This window comes from Shewanella sp. 10B, from assembly GCF_023475885.1.
GTDB classification, from domain to species: Bacteria; Pseudomonadota; Gammaproteobacteria; order Enterobacterales; family Shewanellaceae; genus Shewanella; species Shewanella mangrovisoli.
This window is the reverse complement of sequence record NZ_JAMDJO010000004.1, coordinates 194,578-218,586: the sequence shown is the minus strand read 5'-3', so window position 1 is coordinate 218,586 and position 24,009 is coordinate 194,578. Positions and strand designations below refer to the sequence as shown.

Here is a 24,009-nt window from a genome sequence, read left to right as displayed (position 1 = left end):
CCTGAACTTATAAAAGATCGGCAAAAGGCTGAATAAACACAGTTTCACCCGCATTCACCGCCTCAGCATCATCTCCAATGATGATAAGGCAATTGCCCTTGACCATAGAGCTGAGCATGCCCGAACCTTGGTTGCCAGTACTGGTTACGTGCAGCCTGCCATCATTACCGAGGCGATAAATTCCGCGGATAAACTCAGTGCGGCCCGTGCGGCTACGCAGGGTTTCATCGGTAATCGCCGGGAATAACGGCGTCTGCCAGTTTGTTTCACCGCCGAGTTTACGCAGCGCAGGTTGCACAAATTGCAGGAAGGACACCATCACAGCCACTGGATTGCCGGGCAAGCCGAAGAATAGGCTATCGCCGACCTTACCAAAGGCGAGTGGACGACCTGGGCGCATATTGATCCGCCAGAAGTCGATATTGCCAAGGCGTGCTAGCACGGCCTTGATGTAGTCGGCGTCGCCAACGGAAACGCCGCCAGAGCTAATCACCACATCTGCCTGCGCCGCGGCTTTGGTCAAGGTGGCTTCGAGAGCGCTTTCGGAATCTTCGATAATGCCTAAGTCAATGACTTCACAACCTAAACGTTTTGCCATCGCCTTGATGGTGTAACGGTTCGAGTCATAGATACAGTTTGGATTCAAAGCCTCGCCGGGTTGGCTGACTTCATCCCCGGTTGAGAACACGGCCACGGTCGGGCGGCGATAAACCGTCACACGGTCAAGGCCGAGGGAGGCTAATAAGCCCTGTTCGGCGGCGCTTAGGCGTGTGGCTTGGGTGAGGGCGACTTGGCCTTGGCCAATGTCTTCACCTGCAAGGCGAACGTGTTGGCCCTGTTGAATATGGCCGTCGAAACTGACCTTGGCATTGGCCTCGTTAGCCAATTCTCGAGGTTGAACAGTATCGGCGCCAGCGGGTACGGGCGCGCCCGTCATAATGCGCACGGTTTCACCCGCTTTGAGTGTGCCTGAATATTGATGTCCGGCGAGGACTTCACCGACTAAGTCGAAGCTCGCTGGCAGTGGATCTTGATAGGCAAAGGCATAGCCATCCATCGCCGAGTTGGTTTGTTGCGGCACATCCACGGGCGAAATGCTGTCGCGGGCGAGCACACGGTTATCTAATGCATCTAAACCTATGTCTTCCACCTCAGTGACGGGGGCGACATGGGATAAAATCTGTGCCAAGCCTTGGCTCACGCTGAGGTTTTTATCGCTGCCCAAGGTGCAGGCATCGACAGTCGCAATCGGTAATGCGGGGTTAGGGGCTTGCCAGCTATTGGCGTATTCCATCACAAAGTCAGCAATTTGCGCGACATTGTTAAGGTCGAGTCTTCTTAGCTCGCTCGGCAGCTCGGTATCATCACAGCAAGCGATGGCGAGAATATTGTCATCTTGGGTATAGATAAACGGCTTGCCGTGGGCGGCGCGGTGCAGCTCAATTTTCGGTAGCGTGAGTTTTTTAAAGCCTTCGACTAAGACGATATCGACTTTATCGGCTTCAATTTGCTTGAGTAGGTGGACTAACTCTGGGTCGCCATCGCGGGCATCTTCGGTCATCAGCGCCCAACGCACATGGGAGGCGACTAACATTTGCCGCGCGCCGGCTTTGCGCATCTCGTAGCTGTCTTTACCGGGAATATCGACATCGAAATTGTGGTGAGCATGTTTGATCACCGCAAGACGCAGGCCGCGCTGATTTAATTCGGGGATCAATTGCTTGAGTAGGGTGGTTTTCCCCGTGCCGCTATAGGCACAAAATCCGAGAACGGGAATAGATAGCGGATTGACGAAGGGAGTACTCATTTGCACCTCTAATCTGGGAAATTTGAAGCCTTAGCTTTGGTTTATCTCTGCAGCCAGTCGTTGTTTTTGTTCTGGCGTGTTCACATTGACAAAGGCATTGGGTTGATCGGCAAAGGCCGCCACGGCAAAGCGATGTTTGGCATACCAAAAATCAATTTTACGCTCGCCCGCTCCGAGAAAGGCGGTCATCGACTCGCGCAGGCTCGGCTTTAATAACATCACCACGGGTTGCTCTCGCTCACCATCGCTGGCAACGGCAAGTTCAGCATCGTTTGCTTCAATGGCGGCCAATAAGCGGGCGACTAAATCCCGCGGCAGCAGCGGACAATCACAGGGCACCACGAGCAGATAGTCTGCTTGGGTGTGACCCATTGCGGTGATCATGCCCGCCAAGGGGCCGAGAAACCCGGTATGTTCATCGCTCAACACCGTAAAACCGAACTCAGCATAACGTGTTTGGTTACGATTTGCGTTGATCAGGATCTCCTTAACCTGAGGTTTTATCCGCTCGATAGTGTGTTCAATCATGGCCTTGCCGTTTAGCTCGACGAGACCTTTATCGTCCCCGCCCATACGGCGCGCCATACCACCGGCAAGAATTACGGCATCAATTTGCAACGACATATAAAGATCCCTGTGTGGAGTTTGTGGGCGTTTGCTGACGGGAGGTTATCACCTGTTGGTCTTCAATGTGCCACTGCTGCTCGCAAATGGCGGTGAGCGCACAGTTTTGATGGCTGCTTAACAGCATTCCCGTCCCTTGCTGTTTGAGCTGTTGGATCATTTGCAGTACTAAGGCTTGGGAGTCCTTATCCATATTGGAGGTCGGCTCATCGAGCATCAGTAACTTTGGCTGTAAAATCCAAGCGCGGGCGATGGCGAGGCGTTGTCTTTCGCCGCCGGATAAATTGCTGGCTCTGGAATGTAATAACGAGCCCAGTTGTGCCATCTCAATTGCTTGGCCAATTCGGCGTTTGGCCTCGGTTTTTGAGGCCGCAAAGGGTAAGCCGTAGGTCAGGTTGTAATTGACTGTGCCATCGAATAGATAGGGATGCTGGTGGAGATAAACGGCTTTACCCAGCAAAGGGTTACGTGTCCACCATGCGTCCTTTTTAAAGCCGCTGACTTCAATCTTGCCCTTAGAGGGCGGCTGTAGACCCGCGAGGATCTTCATCAGGGTCGACTTGCCCGAGCCGTTGTCACCCTGCAAATAAATAACGTTCCCTTGGCACAACTCGAGGCTGTGGGCTTTGAATAATAAGCGCGGGCCAAAGGACATTTCCAAGTCACGGGCGATCAATTTGGCTTGGGTCATAAGTTAATGGCTCCTTGGCGTTTCTTTGCCGCGTAAACTACCTAAGGCAAAGTTGAGGATCAAGGCCAAGATTAGCAGCACTAATCCGAGGGCGATAGCTTGGGCGAAATCGCCTTTACTGGTTTCCAGTGCGATAGCCGTCGGGATATTACGTGTTACGTTTAAGATGTTGCCGCCGACCATCATAGAACAGCCGACTTCGGTGAGAATACGGCTAAAGGCCGCGACAATCGCCAGTAATAACGGCATACGCAGTTCGCGGCACACGGTCCAGACCGCGCTAAACCAAGAGGCGCCTAAGGTACGTGAGGTTTCCCATGCCCGGCGATCGACACTGGTGAAGGCCGCTTGACTCATGGCGATCATCACTGGGGCGCAAATCATCATTTGGCCGAGGATCATCCCCTCTTGAGTGAACAACCACTTTAAATCCCCAAGCGGGCCGTTGCGGGTCAAAATCAGATACACCAGCAGGCCGATAACGACCGTAGGAATCGATTGCAGCGTTTGTACTAAGTTAGTGACAAACCACTTTCCGGGGAAATGGGCAAACGCCAACACAAAACCGAGCACCATAGAGGGAACTAAGGTGATGAGCAGCGCCGCGAAAGAAACCGAAAACGAGACAGAGATGATGGACCAAACGTCGGGGTCCAATGAAAACAGCAGGCTTAACGCCTGCTGTAACAGTGCTAGCCAGCCTTCGCTCATTCGCTATAGGTTGCCTTGAACAGTTGCTCACCTTCAACTTTGAAGTTGTTGATCATGGCTTGACCTTCTTTGCTGATCAGCCAGTCACTGAAGGCTTTGGCGCCTTTGTGGTTCAGATCTGGGTATTTAGCTGGGTTGATCAGAATCACTTGGTATGGGTTCGCTAGGGTTTTACCGCCATCGAAATCCACGCCTAAGTCCAGCTTAGTTTTGTACGCCACGAAAGTACCACGGTCAGACAGCGTATAACCTTGTAATTCGTTTGCCATCAGCAGGGTTTTGCCCATGCCTTGACCGACAGAAGTGTAACCTTTGAAGTCAGGAGTCACGCCTGCGGCTTTCCATACTTCTAACTCTTTGATGTGGGTGCCAGAGTTGTCACCACGAGAGACGAAAGGTAAGCCTGATTTCGCGATTTTTGCGAAGGCTTCTTCGGCGGTTTTGCTTTCACGTAGTTTTGCTGGGTCGTTTTTAGGACCTAACACCACGAAATCGTTTTCCATAATGCCACGTGGCTCAACACCAAAACCGTCGGCAACAAATTTTGCTTCAGCACTTGGGGCGTGGGTCATGACTAAATCCACATCGCCTTGCTCGCCCAGTTTCAGGGCTTTACCGGTACCCGTTGCGATAACTTGTACTTTGTAGCCTGATTCACTTTCAAACTTAGGCAGTAATTCTTTTAACAGACCTGAGTTTTCAGTACTGGTGGTGGTGGCTAACTTGATCACTTCAGCCGATTGAGCGGGTAACACTGTGAGCATGCTGGCTGCAACAACCAGGCCCAGTAATGACTTCATATGAGATTTCACGTTTAGCATGGATACTCCTTGGCGAAAAATAGGGTTCCGACTCAATTGCCTACTGAGTGGGAGGTTCCGTAAATTGTAATGCGTTCGATTGAAAGCAAATAGGATGCCAAACCAATAATGACGCATTTACGTTCACAGCTTGATCTAAATTGTGACCCCGATCTCAGGCTCAACAAATAGTTCGCAGACAAATTGTCTCAGCGCATGCTTCTTATGGTTCATAGTGACCTATTTGTCTAGTTTCAATGCTAGAATTGGTCGCAATTGAGTCAAAATGTCCAGAAGTGAGCACTATGAGCCAGATAGATAATAACCTCAAGCCCCTTCCTTCCGCTGTGTCTGTCCTGATCGTCGATGACGAACCGGGGATGCGTAGCTTTTTGAATAAGGCGCTGTCGAAGAAATTCGCCTTAGTCGAAACGGCGGGCAGTATTGAAGATGCTGAGCAGTTACGTAGTCGCTGCCACTTCGACCTATTGATTGTCGATATCCGTTTACCGGGTCGCTCGGGAATCGAGTGGCACGAAGCCTTAGATGAACAGGGCCGCCGCTCCGATGTGATTTTTATGACCGGCTATGCGGATTTAGAAGTCGCGATTAAAGCGCTGCGGGCCGGTGCCTCAGACTTTATTATGAAGCCCTTCCACCTCGAGCAGATGATGTCGGCGGTTGACCGCTGTATCGAGCGCCGTTTGCTGCGCCGCGAAAACTTGATGCTGCGTCGTGAAGTCTCCATCGGCTATTCCTCCACCATAATCGGTAGCAGCGAGGCCATGAAGTCGGTTAAGCAAGTGATTGAGCGCGTGGCGCCGACCAACGCCGTGGTGTTAATTCAAGGCGAATCGGGCACGGGTAAAGAACTTGTCGCGCGCCAATTACACTTACTCAGCGGCCGCCAAGGGCCCTTTGTGCCCGTTAACTGCGGCTCTATCGCCCCCGAACTACTGGAGAGCGAACTCTTTGGCCATACCGCGGGCGCCTTTACCGGCGCTAAGGGTAACCGCGAAGGCTTATTCAGTTTTGCCTCTGGCGGCACTATTTTCCTCGATGAAATTGGCGAGATGCCGCTCAAGATGCAGACGGCACTGCTCAGGGTATTAGAACAGAAGGCGATTCGCCCCGTCGGCAGTGAGAAGGAAGTGAATATTGATGTCCGGGTGATTGCGGCCACTAACCGCACGCTGGTGGATGAAGTCGAAGCGGGTAACTTCCGCCGCGATCTTTATTATCGCTTGAATGTGCTGGATATTTTAATTCCTCCCCTTCGCGAACGTCCGGAAGATGTGGTCGAATTGACCCATCATTTTACTCGCCAACTAGCGGCCGAATTGGGCGTGCGTGAAGTCGTATGGAGCCATGAGGATATGGTGAAGCTGCAACAACACGAGTGGCCAGGTAATATCCGTGAACTGCGTAATATGATTGAACGCTGTATTCTGCTGGGCAAGCCACCGGCGGAATATTGGAAGCAACAGGTGAAGACAGAGTCTTCGGCTTCCCAAGGTTATCCCTTAGATTGGCCGTTGAAAGAAGTGGAAAAGCACCATGTGACTAGCGTGGTGGATCTGCACTCTGGCAATAAATCGGCGGCGGCTCGGGACTTAGGCGTTTCCCGTAAGACCTTAGATCGCAAGTATAAAGAGTGGTTTGACGTTAGCGACGAGCAGGAGTTCTAAGTGTCGTTTTTTACTCACTTTTTTGGTGTCAGTTGGCAGCAAATGCAGGCCAAAGTGCGTTATCGCATTCTGATCCTCACCTTGCTGCCGATTTTGCTCACCTTGGTGAGTTTAGTGTTTATCACTATTTACTGGAATATCAGTTACACAGGCAAGCAACTGTTTATGAAGGTAAAAGCCGATCTGGCTGTGGCTGAAAATACCTTGCAACAGGTGCAGGTTCGTCAGGAGAAACAGCTCGAACGAGTGATGACCTCATGGACTTTTCAGAATGATTTTCGGCCCATTCTTAGCGGTGAGTTGGCCCACAGGGCGAGCATAGATACCTTTCTGAATGAGCAGAAAAAGCAACTCGATTTAGACTTCTTGCGACTTGTGAGTGTTGCCGAAGCGGCGTCCGACCCGGATTTACGGCAAATATTACCGAAAATGGGTGGGCTCTTGCCCTATTCGGGATTGATGGTGTTATCGCCCGATCGCTTAGCCCGCATCGACCCAGACTTAGCCCAAAGGGCGGCCATCCCACTGTTGGCGACATTGCGGGCGCAGAGCCCGAATAAGCAAGTGGAAGACCGTGGTTTACTGAGCCGCAGTTTGCTACCTATTCCCGACTTTGATGGTAAAGTCGCTTGGTATCTCGATGGTGGTGTGTTGTTTAATCGGGATACCCGCATCGTCGACCATATCCGCGACCTCGTCTACGACAAGGGTACGCTGCCGGAGCGTTCTATCGGTACTGTGACCATCTTCCTCGACAATATTCGCGTTTCCACCAACGTGCCTTTGCACTTTTTTCCACAGCCGAATGAAACTCAAGGGCGGGCGCTCGGCAGTTTAGTGTCTGAGGAAGTGCGCGAAAAAGTGCTGAATCACGGTGAGTTATGGGTCGATCGCGCCTTTGTGTTTAACGATTGGTTTATTTCCGCCTACGCCCCCTTAGAGGACATTCGTGGGCAACGTGTCGGTATGATTTATACCGGATTTTCAGAATCGCCCTTTATCCATAACTACCTGCTCAATATCATCGAATTAGGCACTATTCTGATGCTGGTGCTACTGATCTCCGGTTTGTTGGTTTACCGCGGTGCCTACAGCTTGTTGCAACCGATAGAGCGTATTCATCATGTGGTGCAAGCGGTGCAGTCGGGGCGCAATGTGCGTATCGGTGCCTTGGGGCTAGATAGGGATAACGAATTGTCGAATCTTGCCGAGCAGTTCGACCGAATGCTCGACTTATTGCAGCGACGCAACGCCCAAATCCAAGCCGCCGCCGAACAACTCGAGATGAAAGTCGAGGAGCGGACTCGTAGTCTGCAGGACAAGACCTTAGAACTACAGCGCAACGTGGCGCTGCTCAATGAGACTCGCCAGCAGCTAGTGACCAATGAGAAGTTAACCGCGCTAGGTGAGCTAACCGCAGGGATTGCCCATGAGATCAACAACCCAACGGCGGTGATCCTCGGGAATATGGAGTTACTGCGTTATGAGCTTGGGGATAATGCTGAGTCGGTAAAAGAAGAAATCGACCTGGTTATCCAACAGGTTGGCCGCATTAGCACTATTATCCGTAGCCTGCTGCAATACAGTCGTCCAGGTGAGTTTAACGCCCCCTTAGAGATGCATCCCATTACGCCTATCATCGAGGAAATGCTGGTATTAGTGCGGCACTCGATTCAAAAACAAGAAGTGGTGCTGATAACTGAATTGAACGCCAGTTGCCCCGTGCAGGTTAATCGCCCGCAGTTGTTGCAAGTGCTGATTAATCTTGTGGTTAACGCCGCCCATGCGATGGATGGCAAAGGTAGGATTTGGGTGCGAACCTATGATTGGCTGCAACAAGATATGCCGATTGGGGTGAAAATCGAGGTTGAGGACGAAGGTTCGGGGATTGCCCCTGAGCAGCTAGGGCGGATTTTTGATCCCTTCTACACCACGCGTAAAGACGGCACAGGCCTTGGATTATCCTTAAGTTACGGCATTATCAAGCGTATCGGCGGCACCATAGAAGTGAGTTCTGTACTGGGTAAGGGCTCTATCTTCACTATTGGTTTGTACCATGAGGCGAAGGAAGATCAGCAAAACAACCCCTACGATGGCTTACATTTTTCCGGCCAAAGCACCGAAATGTCATCTTAGAAGCGACTTTGCACAAAGCACTATGAGATTGATTCGCCGAATAAAAAGCAAAAAAAAAGCCGGATGATGAATCCGGCCACAAAAGAGTGTGTGAGCAATGTCGTGCTTGCAAACTCAGGAGCACTTTAACAACGTCAGATTACCAGTCATCCGTGTTAAAGATGAGTTTTGGAACGCAAGTTAACGATAATCATTCTCAATTAGGTTTGCAAGCTATTTCTCGCAAAAAATACACATTTTTATGTAAATCGCCTTTAAGCTGTCGCAATCGACTTGCTTAAATGCAGTTTATGGTCGATCAGGCTTTGCGGATCGGCCTTCAGTTCAGTAATCAAATACTGGTTTCTAATCAACAAATTGAGCATGGCGGGGAAGCGATTCATGGTCTTAACCTGGATCAGCTTGTAGCCTTGGCGGCTCGCCCAGGTTTCTTGGTATTCCAATAGGCTTTGTGCCAGACCTAAACGTCTAAAGTCGGTCGCAACACCGCCTAACCAACTGTAAAATACGGCATCAGCCTGTTCGTATCCCAGCTTAAAGCCTGCCAATTCACCTTCCACATAGGCTAAGAGAATCAAGCAAGTCTTATCCGAGAGACGTTCAGCCAGTATTTCGCTGGTCAGCGGGCGGTCGAGTTCAGGGATTTGCTTGCTCAGTTCGATAAGCTGTGTGGTCAACTCAGGTGTCAGAGCTGTCAGTGCTTTGATTTCAATTGAATACATAATTTTCTCTCACAGAAAATCAGCCCCAAATGTGCATAAACACAGTGGGGCTGAACAAAAAACTGCTCAAATTATAACAGGTCTGGCCAGTTGAGTTAATCAGGAAAATGATTTTTGTGGACTGGTTTGCAAGATCTTGTCTTGTAAGACCTTCAGTAGGACGCCGTAGGCGGGCAGGAATAACCCTAAGCTCACGAGTAACTTGAAGCTGTAATCCACGGCCGCAATTTCGGGCCAGTTGGCTGCCATAAAGCTGTCTGTCGAGGCATAAAAAGCGACACTGAAGAACACTAAGGTGTCGACTAAGTTACCGACAATGGTCGATGCCGCAGGCGCGACCCACCAGGAACGGCTTTGGCGTAGACGAGCGAAGACTGTGATATCCATCAGTTGACCAATCAAATACGCCGCGAAGCTAGCGAAGGCGATGCGAAACACAAAAGTGTTCCATTGGCTTAAGGAATCAATCCCTTGGAAGCTGCCTTGATGGAATACCACACCCATGACATAGGAAATCATCAACGCGGGCACCATGGCCTTGAGAATGATGCTACGGGCAGGTGTTTGTCCAAAGATGCGCACGGTGAGATCGGTCGCGAGATAGACAAAGGGAAAACTAAACGCGCCCCAAGTGGTGTGAAAACCAAACAATTGAAACGGTAGTTGTACCAAGTAGTTACTGACGCAAATAATCAGTATATGAAATCCCACTAATAGCAGGAGTGCGCGGCGAAGCTGCGCAGGGGTTAACATTAACATATGTGGCCTTTTTAGTTGTGTAGGGCGGGGTGAGGGAACCCGCTAAATGATCTGTTGTTATTTTACCCAAAATCAGCGTGCTGAAATCGGGGTCGCCATTATAGTGACCAGGTTCGAAGATGCAAGCTTACTGTTTATATTCCAAGCAATTTAGCTGCACTCTCCAAGCGCGAGTGATCGATATGGTCACAGCATGGGTATAGAAACTATTCTACACTGTTAAGAAATGGGAGGAGAACGCGATGCGATCATTTCTTGCGGCCTTGTGTTTAAGCTTTTTGAGTTTGTGTGCTTTCGCTACGCCGAGTAAGCCTGTGATTATTCATTTGGTTACTGCTACTTGGGAAGGTTTCGCGAATCCCGATGAAACGGGTTATTACTTCGATATTTTGCAACGTACTTTTCCTGCGCCCGAGTGGCAACTCGATGTGCAGTTTATGCCTTTTGCCTGTACTTTATACCTGATTGAGCACAACAGAGCCGATATGATCCTCAGCGTGTATCGAGGCGACGTGAAACAGAGTTTGCTGAGTGAAAATCCCGTCGAGGTCGATAGTATTGATGCGGCTGTGACGCCGGCAATCGCGGCCAGCTGGATTGGTATTGAAAGTTTATCCTATCGTAAAGTTCAAGCCATGTTGGCCTATCGATTCAATATGCTCACTCCAACGCCAATGTATTACGAAGAAAGCAGCGATATGCTTAACATGTTGAATAATCTTAATGCGGGACGAGTCGATGCCGTTTTAGATTATCAGCCGGATATCTTAGCGTTAGCGCCAAAAATGAAGGAGCCGCAAAACTTTGTGGTGATACAAGGTGTGTTAAAGGCGGAAGCTTTTTTTGCGTTTTCGAATACCGATAAAGGACGAATGTTAAAGCAACAGTTTGACATGGCACATAAAAAGCTTATCGATTCTGGAGAGCAAAATAGGCTATACACTGAGACCAAAGCAAAGGGATTTTAGTTTTATCAGTAGCTTAAAGTTCAATCAGAATCGACATAATCGTCGCTAACTTATTCTCTAGCTCTTGCCATTCCGCCTCGGGATCTGAGCCCGCAATAATCCCCGCACCAGCAAATAGATTGATCTTGCCGGGTTCAATCAAGGCGCTGCGAATCGCCACCGAAAACTCACTCTCATACTTATTGAAATAGCCACAGGCACCGGCGTACCAACCGCGCATATAGCCTTCACGCTCACGAATAAAGTTCATCGCTGACTGTCTGGGAAGGCCACCCACCGCAGGAGTTGGGTGCAGAGCCTGTAGCAATTGGAAGTCATTCACGCCCTGCTTTAACTCGGCGCGAATGGCGCGGTGGAGATGCTGAATATGGTTTAGCTTAAAAATCGTCGCGGTTTCTTCGGCGCCCACATGCTGGCTCAAGGGGGAGAGCATACTGACGATATGGCGGCGAACCAGCTGGTTTTCTATGCTGTTTTTGTTGTCTTCGAGCAGCGCGTTGGCCAGTGCCGTGTCTTCTTCTTGGTTTAAGCCACGTACTGTGGTGCCAGCAAGCGCCTCGGTAAACAATTCCTGCTGACGACGGCGAAATAATCGCTCTGGCGAGCAGGAGATATAAGTGCGCTCGGGGCTAAATTGGAAGCCAAATTGGAAACTATTCGGATTACGCCCCTGCCAGCAGGCTAACACCATCCAAGGATCGACCTGTGCATTGACCTCAAGTTCAGTGTGGCGCGACAGCACCACCTTGGGCGTCTCTTGGTTAAACTTGGGGTCAACCACTTGCTCGATTAAGGTCTTCCAACGCGGAAAATCGGGAATATCGGTGCGGCTCAATAGCGCAAGTTTATTGGGCGGTGTGAGCGGACGAGCGGGCAGCACGGCTTCTATCGCGGCAATGGCGAGGTCGATTTCCTCTTCGGGATGCCTATCGGCAAAGTTCAGATTGACCCGCAAACTAAATTGGTTCGCGCTGCGTCTAAATTCGATACGCGGTAGCACAAAGCGACTATTACCAAACTCCGGCCAGGACTCTATGCTGCGGTCAAACGCCACGCCGCCGTAGTAACGGATCTCGGGATTCGTGGTTAAGGCGCGTTGCTGCTGGTAAATTTCCGCTAAGGTGTCATCATCGACACCAGTTTCAAACTTAAAGTCTTTACAGGCGCCAATCGCCGCCACTTCTTCAACCTTGTCACGTCCATGCCAGTAGATGCGCGGGTATTGGTTTTGGGATGCCAGCCATGAAATCAAAGGGATAGAAACAGTTGTTAAGGATAACTGCACTATCGGCTCCGTCGGTGGAACCTGCTTCAATTGAATGAGTTTGTCGATGAGAGACTTAAGGTCTTCAGACAGGGCGTGAGCGGGCAAATAAAACTCCAAAGGTAACGAGATGAAGGTGGTGGCTGAAGTTCCGGCAGTCAGCGGTAAGTTAATCCATTCTTTTTAAAGCTATTTACACCGAGTGGGTGAGAGCGTGTAAATAAGAATCTTTCGCTCAAATTAAAGGCCGAGGCCGTCAGTGTCAAGATGCAACCCACGAGTGTGTGACTTTTGCCATAGTCTCATTTTGCGGCGCTTAAAAATGTGACCTAGATGGGTCTTTTTGTCGATACCGTTGTCTGTGTTGGACATTTTGTCTCTTTGTGATGCATCGCATTTTCCATTTGTTGCAATTAGTCGATCTGGGTTGGTTTTTGATTTTTTTTCGGTTGAGACGGAAATTCCTCAGACCACAATAGGGGGCACATCTTAAATTTCCTGTATGACAACAATAATATGATTACCAGAAATACCGCCTTTAGAGTGTCGTCCTTAGCGCTGGCAATTGGACTGAGTTTTACCGCCTCAGCCGATGAAATCGCCCGCGATCCCCTGTTGAATGTGAATGAAGTGATTGTCGTCCATGGTGAAGGTGCCGATGCGGAGCAATTGGCAACCACCCATTGGAGCATCGACGAACACGAAATTCGTGCACTGGGTGCGCAGACCTTAGATCAAGTGCTGAAGAATGTGCCCGGGGTTTATATCCGTGTGGGTGGCGATGGCACTCCTAGGGTCGATATCCGTGGTTTTAAGACCCGCCATGTCACTCTATTGGTGAACGGCGTGCCCATGAGCAGTGCCGATGATGGCCAGTTCGACCCAAGCGTGATCCCAACCAGCCAAATTGCCTCGGTTGAAGTGTCAGTTGGCCCGACTTCAGTGCTGTACGGCCCAAGCGGCGCCGGCGGTGTGATCAATATTATTACTAAGCAAGGCAGCACAGCGCCCGCCTTGTCAGGACGTTTAGAAGCGGGTAAAGACAATACCTTTAATGGCGATATCAGCGCCGCTGGCTCGGGCGATGATTGGCAGGGATTGGTGAGTGTGAGCCGTCAACAGACCGATGGTTTCCCGATGTCGAACGATTTCGAGCCGACCCAATATCAAGACGGTGAGCTGAGAGTTAACTCAGATAAAGAAGTCACCAACGTCTATGCCCAAGGCAGCTATTGGTTATCGGATAAGACACAGTTGATCGCCAATATGGCACTGCGTAATGGTGAGTGGGGTAAACCCTCACGTGATGGTACTGGCAGCGGTAAGCTCAAGTATGAGCGTACCGATGACTATGATTCACATACCTTCCAACTCGGCTTAGCCCATCAGTTTGACGATACCTTTACCCTGCGCGGATTTGGTTATCACAATCAAAGCGATACCTTAGAAGCAGCCTATGCCGATGAAACCTATCAAGCATTGACGCAAACCCAAGATGGCCGTTCCGTGGTGCAAGGGGTCAATTTACAGTTAATCACCGATTTTCATAAAGCAGGGCTGTTAACCACCTCTGTGATTGCTGAAGAGCAGAGCTGGAAGTCAGTCGTCGATACTTACTCAAGCGATACTGGTAGTGGCACAGGTTCAGGTTCTGGCAGCGGCTCAGGTAGCGGCGGCGGAACAGGCTCTGGCGGTGGCACTGGTAGTGGCGGCGGAACAGGTTCTGGTGGTGGCACTGGTAGCGGTGGCGGAACAGGCTCTGGCGGTGGCTCGGGTAGCGGCGGCGGAACAGGTTCTGGCGGTGGCACGGGTAGTGGCAGTGGAACAGGTTCTGGTGGTGGCACTGGTAGCGGTGGCGGTTCCGGCGGTGCTGAAAACCTAAACGATTCTGCATGGTTATATACCGCTGCGGCCGAATATCAGTATCAATCTGAGCACAACTATGGCTTTACCTTCGGTGGCGCCTTCCACTCACTCGATACCTCCGACGGTACGGATGATAACTACTCGGCAATGGCCTCTAGCTATTGGCAGGTGGTACCCGATTCACGTTTGAGCCTGAGTGTGGCCCGTAAAGTGCGTTTCCCCTCTATGGTGAACTTGTACTCGCAATCATCGGGTAATAGTGAGCTAGAAGCGGAAGAGTCTAAACATGTTGAGCTAGGTCTGGAGCAAAACTTGCCGGCTAGCACCGACTTCTCGCTCTATGGTTATTACACGGATGCGAAGAACTATATCGCCAAAGATACCGATGGTTTCTACCAAAATATGGGGCGCTATGAGTTCAAAGGGATTGATTTCCAAATTAACAACCATGCGATTGAGCATTTAGATCTGAGCTTCTCCTACAGTTTCTTAGATTCGAAAGAAATGGAAGGCGACGATACCTTAGATGCGCTGCAATACCGTCCTCGTCACCAACTGCGTTGGCAGATGAGCTACGAGTTCCCCTTCGAGACGCAAATTCACCTGAATGTGGAGCGTATCCTCGAGCAGGTTTATGCGACTCAGGTGAAGGTGAACGGGCAAAATCAGTACCAACAACAATCGCTGGATAACTACACCTTAGTGGACATTAACTTAGTGCAGCCGCTGATCGCCGATAAGTTAGAAGTGTATCTGCGCGCCACTAACCTATTGGATGAGAACTACTACCAGAGTGAAGCCCTGCCTCAGGCTGGCCGTCAGTTCTTTGTGGGTGTGAACTGGCAAATTTAAGATGAAATTACTCGAGCTCGAAGGTGTCAGCTTTAACTATGGCAGCCAATTAACTCCTGTATTACAGGAGGTCAGGCTAGGGATTAGCGCTGGTCAATGCCATTGTGTCAGCGGGCCGACGGGTTCGGGTAAATCCAGTCTATTAAACCTGCTTGCGGGCGTGCAGAATCGCCCGCATGAGGGTGATATTTGGCGTCATCCCGAGCTGGTCACTGGCTTAGTGATGCAGGACCCTCAAACTCAGCTACTGAGGCAAACCGTGGGTGCCGAAGTGGCCTTCGCCTTAGAGAATCTAGGCATTCCCGCCGAGAATATGTTGCCTAAGGTGCAGTTAGCGCTGCGACGCGTCGGGTTGTTTCTGCGGCTCGATACCCAAGTCAGTACCCTTTCCCTCGGCCAAAAATACCGTTTGATGATCGCCGCTCAGCTGGTGTGCGAGCCGCATTTATTGCTGCTCGATGAACCATGGGCGCAGCTCGATGATCAGGGTGTGGCTGAGCTATTGGTAGTGCTGCGCAATCTTATTGCCGAAGGTATGGCGCTGGTGCTAGTGGAGCATAATGCGGCGGCGTTTGCCGAGATTATCCAGCATTATTGGCAATTGGAGGCTGGCCGTTTATCCGCAGGTATCTACACAGTTAGCGATACTCAACCGATTGATACACCAGTTAAACCTTGGGGTTCTGCTCATGTTGGTAAAGTGCTGGTCAGTGCCGAGGCATTCGATTTCTGTTTCGACGGTAGCCAGCCCTTGTTTAGCTGTCCGCAGGGATTTCAGTTACATGCGGGTGAGATAGTGACTCTGGTCGGGGATAATGGCTCGGGTAAAACTAGCCTACTAAAGTCCTTAGCCGGGATGCTCAACCTAAAGCTGCGTTTACCGCTCAAAGTCTTAGGTCGTAAACCTAAATTGGGCATCTATGGTGCCGAGTTAGGATTATTAATCCAAAGGCCGAGTCGACAACTGTTTGAAACCAGTGTGTTAGCCGAGATGCAATTTAGCCTGAATCGTTTCGAACTCCCTAAAGAGCGTGCCGAGCAAATGCTGCTCGATCTCGAGTTGATGGCGCTTGCCGAACAATCTCCCCATAAATTGTCCTACGGGCAACAGCATTTGGTTGCCTTGGCATCCTTGGCCTGTTTGCAGCCTAAGGTACTGCTACTCGATGACCCGCTTGCTGGCATGGATAAGCACTATTACCGAAAAGTGTGGTTCCTGCTCAAGCGTCTTAGGGCGCAGGGCTGTGCGATTCTAATGAGCAGTCACAGAGTGGTGGTGCATAGTGCCGTGTCTAGGCAGCTCAGTTTGCACAATGGCTTGCTGACGGAAGATGCTATGGGGATGGAGGAGCGCTATGTGGGTTAGTTGCCGTCGCTGGCGACTACGAGCCCGCAGGCGTTGGAGTCGCGAACGCCAAGAAACTACGCTATGTGCACTATCGCTATTGTTGGTCTGTGTGCTCTCTGCCTGCGCCTTTGTGTTACCCGCCGATTTACTACTGCCGCTGGTGGCGGTAAACGGCTTATTAGTGCTCCATGGTTTAGCGCGCCGCGGCAGCATCATGGGGGTGGTTAAACTCGGCGTGATTCAACTGACAATTACCTTGAGTCTGTATCTGTTGCTCTATGGGGTTGGCCATTTGGCTCAAGGCGCCGTGGTGGTCGGGCGGATTATTCTGGCGACTATCCCCGGCTGGTGGTTGTGTATTACGGCGGCGCCCGAGCGTATCGGCGAAGTGTTAAGTGCCTTTTTGCCAACTAAATGGGCCTTTGTGGTGGCTGCTTCCTTGAGTTTGCTGCCCTTTATGGCGGACGAAGTGCGTGAGATTTACCAGATCCAATGTCTGCGCGGCGCACGCATTACCCCTAAGGCGTTGCGGAATCCTAAAAATTGGCCTGAGCTAGTGTATTGCGTGCTATTTCCCGTATTAATCCAATTACTTAAATTATCTCGTCAGATGGCGATTGCGGCCCAGAGTCGTCACTTTGGCAAGAGTACGCGTGTCACCCATTGGCACTCACCGAGAGACAAAAAATGAAGAAAAAACTCCCTCTGAGTCTACAAGACTCGTTGTTTATTGGTTTTTGCGCCACCTTGCTGGTGGCCTTGACGGGAATGTTAAGGCTCAAGCTTGGGATCTCTGGTCACAGCATGTTTTTAATGAGCTTCTTCTACTTGATTTGCTACGGCGTGCTTGGGCGTTTCGGCAGCATGATTGCCTGTGGCGGGATAGCAGGCCTAGTCGCCATGGCACTCGGTGTCGGCAAGGGCGGCCCGATGATTTTATTGAAGTTTATCTTACCAGCGATTGCGATGGATCTCGTGGCTTTACTGTTACCGCTCACATTAAGCCTGCATTGGCGCTGCGTGATCTTAGGCATTATTGGCTGTATGGCCTGGGCGGTAAAAGTGGCGCTTACCAATGCATTGGCGGGCATGGCCTTCGACGTTGTGCTTATCCAATGGGGCGCGAGCGTGCTTAAGGGCGGATTCTTTGCCACCTTAGGTGCTTTGCTGGTGCCGCCTGTGCTGCATAGGCTTAAGGCCCATGATCTCCTCCACCGTGACAAGTTTTAATTGCTAGGAATACCGATGAAAAATTGGCTTATTTGTATTGACGATACCGACGACATTGGCACTAAGGGTACAGGCGAGATAGCCGAGGAGATTGCACATTTGCTCGCGCAGCACTCGAGTGGAAAGGCTTCCTTTGTGACGCGGCATCAGTTGTTTGTGCATCCTGATATTCCTTACACCTCCCACAACAGCGCCATGTGTTTTGCGTTGCAGTCACCATTATCGCAGGCGGAGATCCATCGTCTGGCGGTAGCGCATTTAGTCGCAGAGTCTGCGCCTAAGGCGGATCCTGGCATTGCAATTTTGGATGTTGATTCCGACTATGATGTGAATACGCTGATAGACTTTGGGCTCAGAGCCAAGCGCGAAGTGATCACAAAAGCGGCCGCTTATCAGCTTGCCGAGCAGTTACAGATCCAACTCACAGAGCACGGTGGTACTGGCCAGGGCGTGATTGGTGCTTTGGCGGGATTAGGGCTGCGTTTAATGGGCAGTGATGGGCGCGTGAAGGGGCAAATCAAACTCGGTCAGCTTGAAGAAGTGTCTCTCGAGTTAACTGTGGCAGACATTCTCGAGCAGACAGGCCTCGATGCGGTAATGAACACAGATAAAACCCGTTTAGCGGCGGATGAAAAGGTTCAACTCAAAGGTAAAGTGAAGGCGGTTTATCTTGAGCATCAATTTGTATTGCTAGTTAGCAGTGACGGTGAGCAGTGGCGTAATGCGGGCAAACAAGCCCTGCAGGACTATTGAGGTGAAGATGAATCAGGACCTTCTCAACCAGTTTGAATACGAGACCGAACGTTGGATTTTTCGAGCGGGTTTGCAGCAATATCCTGAAGCGAGGCGAGCGGCACAGCTGTGTTCTCGCTTTGCGCCCGACGATGAAGATGAGCAGGTCGATGATGAAATGCGCTCCTGCTATAACTGCCAATATCGCCGTTGGATGGTGACAAGCTTCGAATGTATGATGCTAAAAAATACCGTATTATTAACCAATTAGCCTTTAGCTGAGCAATACCCCATCATTCTGCTCGGTTTTTATCTGGTTCTTTGATGCTCGTCATCAAAGCATATGGTGCTTTTCCCTCCCTCGGCTTAGAATGCAGGATAAACTGTCCTATACTACCAAGAGATAAGTCACAGCTAATATGCCCAATAGGGCGGCAAGCTGCGTAGTAAATAGCAGTCATTTTCTCTATGCCTTGGGGTTGCTAGATATGAGTGAGTCGGCAGAATCAGTTGACCTAATCAAATTACCCGTGTCGCAATTGACACTGGGTATGTTTGTCAGCGCGATAGACAAAAATGATCAAGGTCGGCTCGCGATTGCGAATGCAGGACAAATCAAGCATAAGGATGCGATTGCTAAATTAACGAGGAGTGGGATCAAATTTGTTTGGGTCGACACTGAGCGGTCGGCCGAACATTGCGGTTTTAAGCGCAAAGCCAGTAACGATGGGTCTGCTGGAGTTAAAAAGCCGTTAGCAACCCGCGAGAATCAGCAAAAGCAGGCTCAAGTCATTCTGACTGAGGCTAAGGATTTGATCCGCAAAGTCTTGTCCGAAACCTTTGAGGGTAAGGCGATAGAGGTCGCCCCCTTCGAAGCCCTAGCCGACAGCATGATTGAATCGGTCTTGTTGGATGAAGATGCACTGAGATGCATGTCAGCACTGCGTTCAAAGGATGCTTATCTGCTTGAGCATTCAGTGAATGTGGCCTTCCTGCTAGTGACTTTCGGTAAATACCTTAAACTCGACCGTTCAATTCTCAGGGAGATGGCGGTCGGTGGGATTTTGCATGATATTGGCAAGATCAAGGTCGACAACAAGGTCCTGCACAAACCAGGCAAACTCACTCCTGAAGAATTCGAACATATGAAGCTGCATCAAGTGTATGCACTTGAAATTATGAACGAAACAAAAGGCTTATCTCAGGTTAGTAAAGACGTCTGTCTGATGCACCATGAAAAGCTCGATGGCCGTGGCTATCCTCGGGGATTAAAGGCCGAGGAAATCCCGCTCCATGGCCGCATGAGTTGTATCGTCGATATCTTCGATGCTCTCACCGCCACTCGTTGCTACAAAGAGGCCATGAGCCCAGCGGCGGCCTTTAAGATCCTATTGAGTCTGACGCCATTCCACCTCGATCAAGAGCTGGTATACGAGTTTATTCGCTGTGTCGGCGTATATCCTGTCGGCTCTTTGGTCGAATTGTCAGACGGACGAGTGGGTATCGTCTGGACCTCGAAGGACAGGGACGCATTACACCCGATCGTAAAATGTTTTTATTCTTTAAAAGCAAAACGTTATACCGATGTGGTTATGGTCGATCTGCTCAAATCGGATCTGCATATTGAACGCGGCGTGTCGCCAAGCTCGCTGGATATCGATCCTAAACCCTTCTACTGATGCCTATTGCCGCGCCTGATATCTGCCACGATGTCAGGTGCCATTCATTGCCCAGATAAGGGGAAAGGCCGTACACTGAGCCAAAATTTCCCAAGGGCTTTGTTATGAACAGTGTACGCAATTCTCTTCTTCCCATTCTCGTTATTCTGCTGTCTTTGGCGCTGTTAATTCCCGGCGTGACTCAGCCCATTTTGAGTCTCAATGGCAGCATAGATAAGGCCAAACTCACCGAACAAGGGATTGAGCAGGTCGCACAAAGTTTCGATGAGGATTCGGGGCGCGACAGTGCCCGCGGCATGTTGAATATGGTCAGTGGCCTGTTGGGACTGAATAACCTCAAGGGCGAAGTAGAAGTATTACAGCAGACCCGCAGTATCTGGAGTACTGTCACCGAATTATATAATACCGGCAATGGCTTAGTGGCTGGGTTGGTGATGCTGTTTAGCATCATAATCCCCGCCATGAAACTCAGCCTAATGTTGGTACAACAAACCGTGAGTTCGGTTGCGTTGCAGTGGCGCATTCATCATATCGTCTCTGCGCTGGCGAAATGGTCTATGGCCGATGTGTTTGTGGTGGCCCTGATCATTACCTTTTTGGCGGGCAATGCCTCGGGGGGCATGGGCGAAATGTTAAAGACCAAGGCGCAGTTTGAGAGCGGATTCTACTTCTTTACCGCCTACTGCATTCTCTCCATCGCCAGTGGTTACTTAGTGCGTCGTCCAACCCCGATTCTGTAGTCAGGGCATACAGCAGGTTCCGTATGCCCTTTATCGTTAGGAAAGCGTGCCGTTTTGATAGATGGGCATAATCCAATAACGGCAAGGGTTGTGTTTACAGACCTTTGCTAGCGCCTCAAGCAAAGCGCTTTGCTGGCTTGCAGGGTGCATAATCTCAAACTTACAAAACTCCCGATAACCTTCCACCTGTTCCTTGATATTGAAATGGCTATGCTCGCGGCTAAATCCGCAAATATTGCCCAAGCTAAAGCCGGATAAAAACTCCAACTCAATCAGAGTATCGACTATATCGTCCTTGATATCGTTTTGGGCGATCAGGACTAGCAGTTGTTCTGTGCTCATCGGCGTTTCTCCAGCCAAAAATACAACATGGGCAGTAAATACAGGGTCGTGATAGTGGAGGTGAGCAAGCCACCGATCACCACAATGGCCAAGGGTTTTTGGATTTCAGCACCAGGGCCCGAGGCGAACACTAAGGGGATTAAACCAAACATGGCGGTAGTGGCCGTCATCAGAATGGGTCTGAGTCGCCGTGCGGCGCCCTGTTCGACCCGTTCCCTGAGGCTACCGAATAAGTATTTGGTTTGTTCGTAATAACTGACCATCACTACGCCGTTCAGCACGGCGACACCTAGCAGGGCGATAAAACCCACCGAGGCGGGTACCGAGAGGTATTCCCCCGAGAGATACAAGCTGACGATACCGCCCATCATAGCGAACGGGACGTTAGCGAGGATTAATCCCGATTTTGCTAGCGAGCCGAAGGTGGTGAATAAAATCAAAGTGATCAATGCGATAGCTATGGGGATCACCAGCAACAAATTGCTGGTGGCGCGCTGCTGGTTTTCAAACTCGCCACCGAAGCTGACGCTATAGCCGCTTGGTAGTTTGATTTCCTTGGCGATTTTGCTGTTAAGCTCCTCCACAAAGCCCACAATATCCCGCCCTTGCACGTTGGTGGTAATCACAGAAAAGCGATTTCCCTGTTCCCGCTCGATCAGGATAGGGCCCTGTTTATAACTCAATACCGCCACGTCACTTAGGCGTTTTAAGGAATGATCCGGCATCACCAATAGCTGATTTTGTAGTTCGTTGATATTGCTGATCTGCGCCTGATTATTGGCGATAAGCACAGGCGTGCGCTTCTTCCCTTGCAGCACCTCGGTGACGACCACGCCTTCGAGTTGGCTCTTGAGGTAACGGGCAAACTCCATAGTGCTCATCCCAAACCCACGGGCGAGCTCGTTATCTAAGGTGAGATTGATAAAGGGGCTACCTTCAATCATCGCCATCTTAACGTCGACACTGCCCTGAGTTGCAGTGACCAGTTGTTCTATTTCGCCGGTGAGTTTTCCTAAGGTCTCGATATCATTACCGAATACTTTAATCGCGACATCGCCAATGCTGCCTGTGAGCATTTCGGAGACGCGCATTTGTATCGGTTGGGTAAAGTTAAAGTTCACGCCGGGATATTTGAGCAGCACAGTGCGGATGGCATCGATAAGCTGCTCTTTGGTCGCAAAACGCCATTCGCTGCGGGGCGCCAGCTCTAAAAACACATCGGTTTCGTTCAGTCCCATGGGATCTAAACCAATCTCATCGGCGCCGGTGCGCGCCACCATCTGCTTGATTTCGGGGATTTGGCTTAGCAGGGTTTGCTGGATCTGTTTATCGATAGCGATGGAGGCGTCGAGGGAAATCGAAGGGGATTTCTCTAACTGGAGAATGATGTCGCCCTCATCTAAGGTCGGCATAAAGGTTTTCCCCACCAGACTAAACAGGCCGAGACTGACGATCAGCAAGCTAAAGGCGGTAAGCATAAAAGGTTTTTGCCAACCAAAGCAGGCTTTTAGGCTGCCAAGGTAAAGATGCTTGAGCTTTTCGATGGCCTTAGGTTCTTTCGCGGCCTTTTCGTTAACGAGGTATGAGGCAATCACGGGGATTACGGTCAGCGATAACACCAGCGCCGACAGCATGGCAAACACTATGGTGATGGCAACTGGGGTGAAGAGTTTACCCTCTAAACCACTGAGGGTGAGCAGTGGCGAGAACACTATGATGACGATAACCGTGCCTGAGACTACCGGAATGGCGACGTCTTTGGTGGCGCGAAAGATCAAGTGCAAACGCGGCAAACGCTGTTTAGTGGCGATTAAATTCACCATGTTTTCAACTACGACCACGGAGGAGTCTACCAACATGCCGATGGCGATAACGAGGCCACCGAGACTCATCAGGTTAGCGGAGAGATTGAAGTGATCCATCATCAAAAAGGTGAACAGTGCGGCCAGCGGCAGCGATAGGGACACCACTAGCGCGGCGCGCACATTCCCTAAAAACAGCGCCAGCAATACGATGACCAACACAACGGCCTCAAATAGTGCATTGGAAATAGTCTCAATAGCGGTATTGATCAGGTTAGCGCGGTCGTAAAAGGTGTTTATCTGGCTGCCTTCGGGGAGAGTCAGGCTGATTTGCGCCAGCTTTTCCTTAATGTTGTTAACCACTTGTGCCGTATTGGCGTCCTTGAGGGCAATGATTAAGGCTTCGGCTGTTTCGTTGCCATCCTTAGTGACGGCGCCGTAGCGCGCAAGGTGGCCAATCTGGATATCGGCGAGATCCTGCAAGCGATAGACCTTGGCATTATCGGCTTTGATCACTAGCTGTTTAAGCTCGTCGATATCATCGATGCGCCCCTCGGAGCGCACTATGATGGTGTCTGTACCTATGGTGAGCTTACCTGCACCTTCGTTGTGATTATTTTCCACAATCGCCTGTTGCAGCGCGGCAAAGCTCACTCCCGCAGCCGCCATCGCCGCAGGATTTGGGCTGATACTAAAACTCTTGGCATAACCGCCGAGGATATTCACATCGGCAACGCCGGGCACTGTGCGCAGCAGCGGTCGAATTTCCCACTCGAGTAATTGACGCCGCTCCAGCAGGGAAAGATTGGGGTTTTCGAGTGAAAACATAAAGATTTCACTCAGTGGCGTGCTCATGGGGGCCACACCGCCACTCACACCTTCGGGAAAACTGTCCCAGACCGCAGTGAGGCGCTCGCTCACCTGTTGGCGCGCCCAATAGATATCCGTGCCTTCTTCAAAATCGAGGGTGATATCGCTAATGGCGTACTTAGTGGTCGAGCGCAGAATCGATTGCTTCGGAATGCCGAGCAGTTCGGTTTCAATCGGCACGGTAATCTGGGCCTCGATTTCTTCCGGCGTCATGCCGGGAGCCTTGAGGATAATCTTCACTTGGGTTGGGGAAATATCCGGAAAGGCATCCAAGGGAATGGCAAACCAAGCGCGTGCGCCTGCCAACATGAGGATCAGCGCCACAATCAGCACAAAGAGTCGCTGAGTGAGCGAAAAACGGATCACAGAGGTGAGCAT

21 protein-coding genes are annotated in these 24,009 nt (G+C 50.6%); 11 read left to right on the top strand and 10 right to left on the bottom strand.

Features of this window, described 5'->3' with window-relative positions; all coding sequences use genetic code 11:
- Window positions 1–7: 7 nt before the first annotated feature.
- Genes M0415_RS16070 through M0415_RS16050 form a run of 5 tightly spaced genes read right to left on the bottom strand, consistent with a single transcriptional unit; the run spans window position 8 to window position 4,654 of the window.
- Complete coding sequence (locus tag M0415_RS16070) at window positions 8–1,807, bottom strand: bifunctional molybdopterin-guanine dinucleotide biosynthesis adaptor protein MobB/molybdopterin molybdotransferase MoeA (RefSeq protein WP_249556537.1); 1,800 nt, start codon at window positions 1,805–1,807, stop codon at window positions 8–10.
- Window positions 1,808–1,837: 30 nt separating this feature from the next.
- Window positions 1,838–2,431 carry a molybdenum cofactor guanylyltransferase MobA gene (gene mobA / locus M0415_RS16065; protein ID WP_249556536.1) on the bottom strand — a complete coding sequence of 198 codons (594 nt, stop codon included), beginning with the start codon at window positions 2,429–2,431 and terminating at the stop codon, window positions 1,838–1,840.
- Window positions 2,415–3,122, bottom strand: a complete 708-nt coding sequence (locus M0415_RS16060) for an energy-coupling factor ABC transporter ATP-binding protein (RefSeq protein ID WP_208660654.1) — start codon at window positions 3,120–3,122, stop codon at window positions 2,415–2,417. Before M0415_RS16060 ends, mobA begins: the two co-directional genes overlap by 17 nt.
- Before the next feature lie 3 nt (window positions 3,123–3,125).
- A complete protein-coding gene (locus tag M0415_RS16055; protein ID WP_011624596.1) occupies window positions 3,126–3,833 on the bottom strand; it encodes an ABC transporter permease in 708 nt (235 codons plus the stop codon).
- Window positions 3,830–4,654 (bottom strand): ABC transporter substrate-binding protein, encoded by an 825-nt coding sequence (locus M0415_RS16050; protein ID WP_011624595.1) that lies wholly within the window; start codon window positions 4,652–4,654, stop codon window positions 3,830–3,832. Before M0415_RS16050 ends, M0415_RS16055 begins: the two co-directional genes overlap by 4 nt.
- 284 nt (window positions 4,655–4,938) lie before the next feature.
- On the opposite strand from M0415_RS16050, the gene M0415_RS16045 reads away from it, so the two are divergent.
- Together M0415_RS16045 and M0415_RS16040 are read left to right on the top strand one after the other, a co-directional pair.
- A complete protein-coding gene (locus tag M0415_RS16045) occupies window positions 4,939–6,321 on the top strand; it encodes a sigma-54-dependent transcriptional regulator (RefSeq protein WP_011718787.1) in 1,383 nt (460 codons plus the stop codon).
- Window positions 6,322–8,457, top strand: coding sequence for a sensor histidine kinase (locus M0415_RS16040; RefSeq protein WP_249556535.1), 2,136 nt, complete (start codon window positions 6,322–6,324; stop codon window positions 8,455–8,457).
- A 254-nt stretch (window positions 8,458–8,711) separates the two neighbouring features.
- Here M0415_RS16040 and M0415_RS16035 read toward each other — a convergent pair whose 3' ends face one another.
- Window positions 8,712–9,179, bottom strand: coding sequence for a GNAT family N-acetyltransferase (locus M0415_RS16035; protein ID WP_011627666.1), 468 nt, complete (start codon window positions 9,177–9,179; stop codon window positions 8,712–8,714).
- Window positions 9,180–9,278: 99 nt separating this feature from the next.
- A complete protein-coding gene (locus tag M0415_RS16030) occupies window positions 9,279–9,938 on the bottom strand; it encodes a 7-cyano-7-deazaguanine/7-aminomethyl-7-deazaguanine transporter (RefSeq protein WP_039977624.1) in 660 nt (219 codons plus the stop codon).
- A 242-nt stretch (window positions 9,939–10,180) separates the two neighbouring features.
- Here M0415_RS16030 and M0415_RS16025 point away from each other — a divergent pair, with 242 nt between their 5' ends.
- Window positions 10,181–10,906, top strand: a complete 726-nt coding sequence (locus M0415_RS16025; RefSeq protein ID WP_249556534.1) for a transporter substrate-binding domain-containing protein — start codon at window positions 10,181–10,183, stop codon at window positions 10,904–10,906.
- Window positions 10,907–10,919: 13 nt separating this feature from the next.
- Here the strand turns inward: M0415_RS16025 and M0415_RS16020 are convergent, their stop codons facing one another.
- The gene (locus M0415_RS16020; protein WP_249556533.1) at window positions 10,920–12,278 is read right to left on the bottom strand and encodes an isochorismate synthase; all 1,359 of its coding nucleotides are present in this window, start codon (window positions 12,276–12,278) and stop codon (window positions 10,920–10,922) included.
- Window positions 12,279–12,686: 408 nt separating this feature from the next.
- Between M0415_RS16020 and M0415_RS16015 the strand changes: the two genes are divergently transcribed.
- From M0415_RS16015 to M0415_RS15980, 8 genes are all read left to right on the top strand, one after another.
- The gene (locus M0415_RS16015; RefSeq protein WP_249556532.1) at window positions 12,687–14,888 is read left to right on the top strand and encodes a TonB-dependent receptor plug domain-containing protein; all 2,202 of its coding nucleotides are present in this window, start codon (window positions 12,687–12,689) and stop codon (window positions 14,886–14,888) included.
- 1 nt (window position 14,889) lies between these two features.
- Entirely contained in the window at window positions 14,890–16,254 is a 1,365-nt protein-coding gene (locus M0415_RS16010) for an ATP-binding cassette domain-containing protein (RefSeq protein WP_249556531.1), read from the top strand.
- Window positions 16,244–16,927 (top strand): energy-coupling factor transporter transmembrane component T, encoded by a 684-nt coding sequence (locus tag M0415_RS16005; protein WP_249556530.1) that lies wholly within the window; start codon window positions 16,244–16,246, stop codon window positions 16,925–16,927. Before M0415_RS16010 ends, M0415_RS16005 begins: the two co-directional genes overlap by 11 nt.
- Window positions 16,924–17,466, top strand: coding sequence for a core component of ECF transporter (locus M0415_RS16000; protein WP_133181794.1), 543 nt, complete (start codon window positions 16,924–16,926; stop codon window positions 17,464–17,466). Before M0415_RS16005 ends, M0415_RS16000 begins: the two co-directional genes overlap by 4 nt.
- A 15-nt stretch (window positions 17,467–17,481) precedes the next feature.
- The gene (locus M0415_RS15995; protein WP_249556529.1) at window positions 17,482–18,219 is read left to right on the top strand and encodes a DNA-binding protein; all 738 of its coding nucleotides are present in this window, start codon (window positions 17,482–17,484) and stop codon (window positions 18,217–18,219) included.
- Window positions 18,220–18,226: 7 nt separating this feature from the next.
- Window positions 18,227–18,469: a hypothetical protein gene (locus M0415_RS15990; RefSeq protein ID WP_133181790.1), complete on the top strand. Its 243-nt coding sequence runs from the start codon at window positions 18,227–18,229 to the stop codon at window positions 18,467–18,469.
- Window positions 18,470–18,686: 217 nt separating this feature from the next.
- Window positions 18,687–19,877, top strand: coding sequence for a cyclic di-GMP phosphodiesterase (locus tag M0415_RS15985; RefSeq protein ID WP_249556528.1), 1,191 nt, complete (start codon window positions 18,687–18,689; stop codon window positions 19,875–19,877).
- Window positions 19,878–19,981: 104 nt separating this feature from the next.
- Window positions 19,982–20,617 carry a paraquat-inducible protein A gene (locus tag M0415_RS15980; RefSeq protein ID WP_249556527.1) on the top strand — a complete coding sequence of 212 codons (636 nt, stop codon included), beginning with the start codon at window positions 19,982–19,984 and terminating at the stop codon, window positions 20,615–20,617.
- A 36-nt stretch (window positions 20,618–20,653) separates the two neighbouring features.
- Here M0415_RS15980 and M0415_RS15975 read toward each other — a convergent pair whose 3' ends face one another.
- Both M0415_RS15975 and M0415_RS15970 read right to left on the bottom strand, forming a co-directional pair.
- A complete protein-coding gene (locus M0415_RS15975; protein WP_011627657.1) occupies window positions 20,654–20,959 on the bottom strand; it encodes a DUF3240 family protein in 306 nt (101 codons plus the stop codon).
- Window positions 20,956–24,009, bottom strand: coding sequence for an efflux RND transporter permease subunit (locus M0415_RS15970; protein ID WP_249556526.1), 3,054 nt, complete (start codon window positions 24,007–24,009; stop codon window positions 20,956–20,958). The genes M0415_RS15975 and M0415_RS15970 overlap by 4 nt, the downstream gene beginning before the upstream one ends.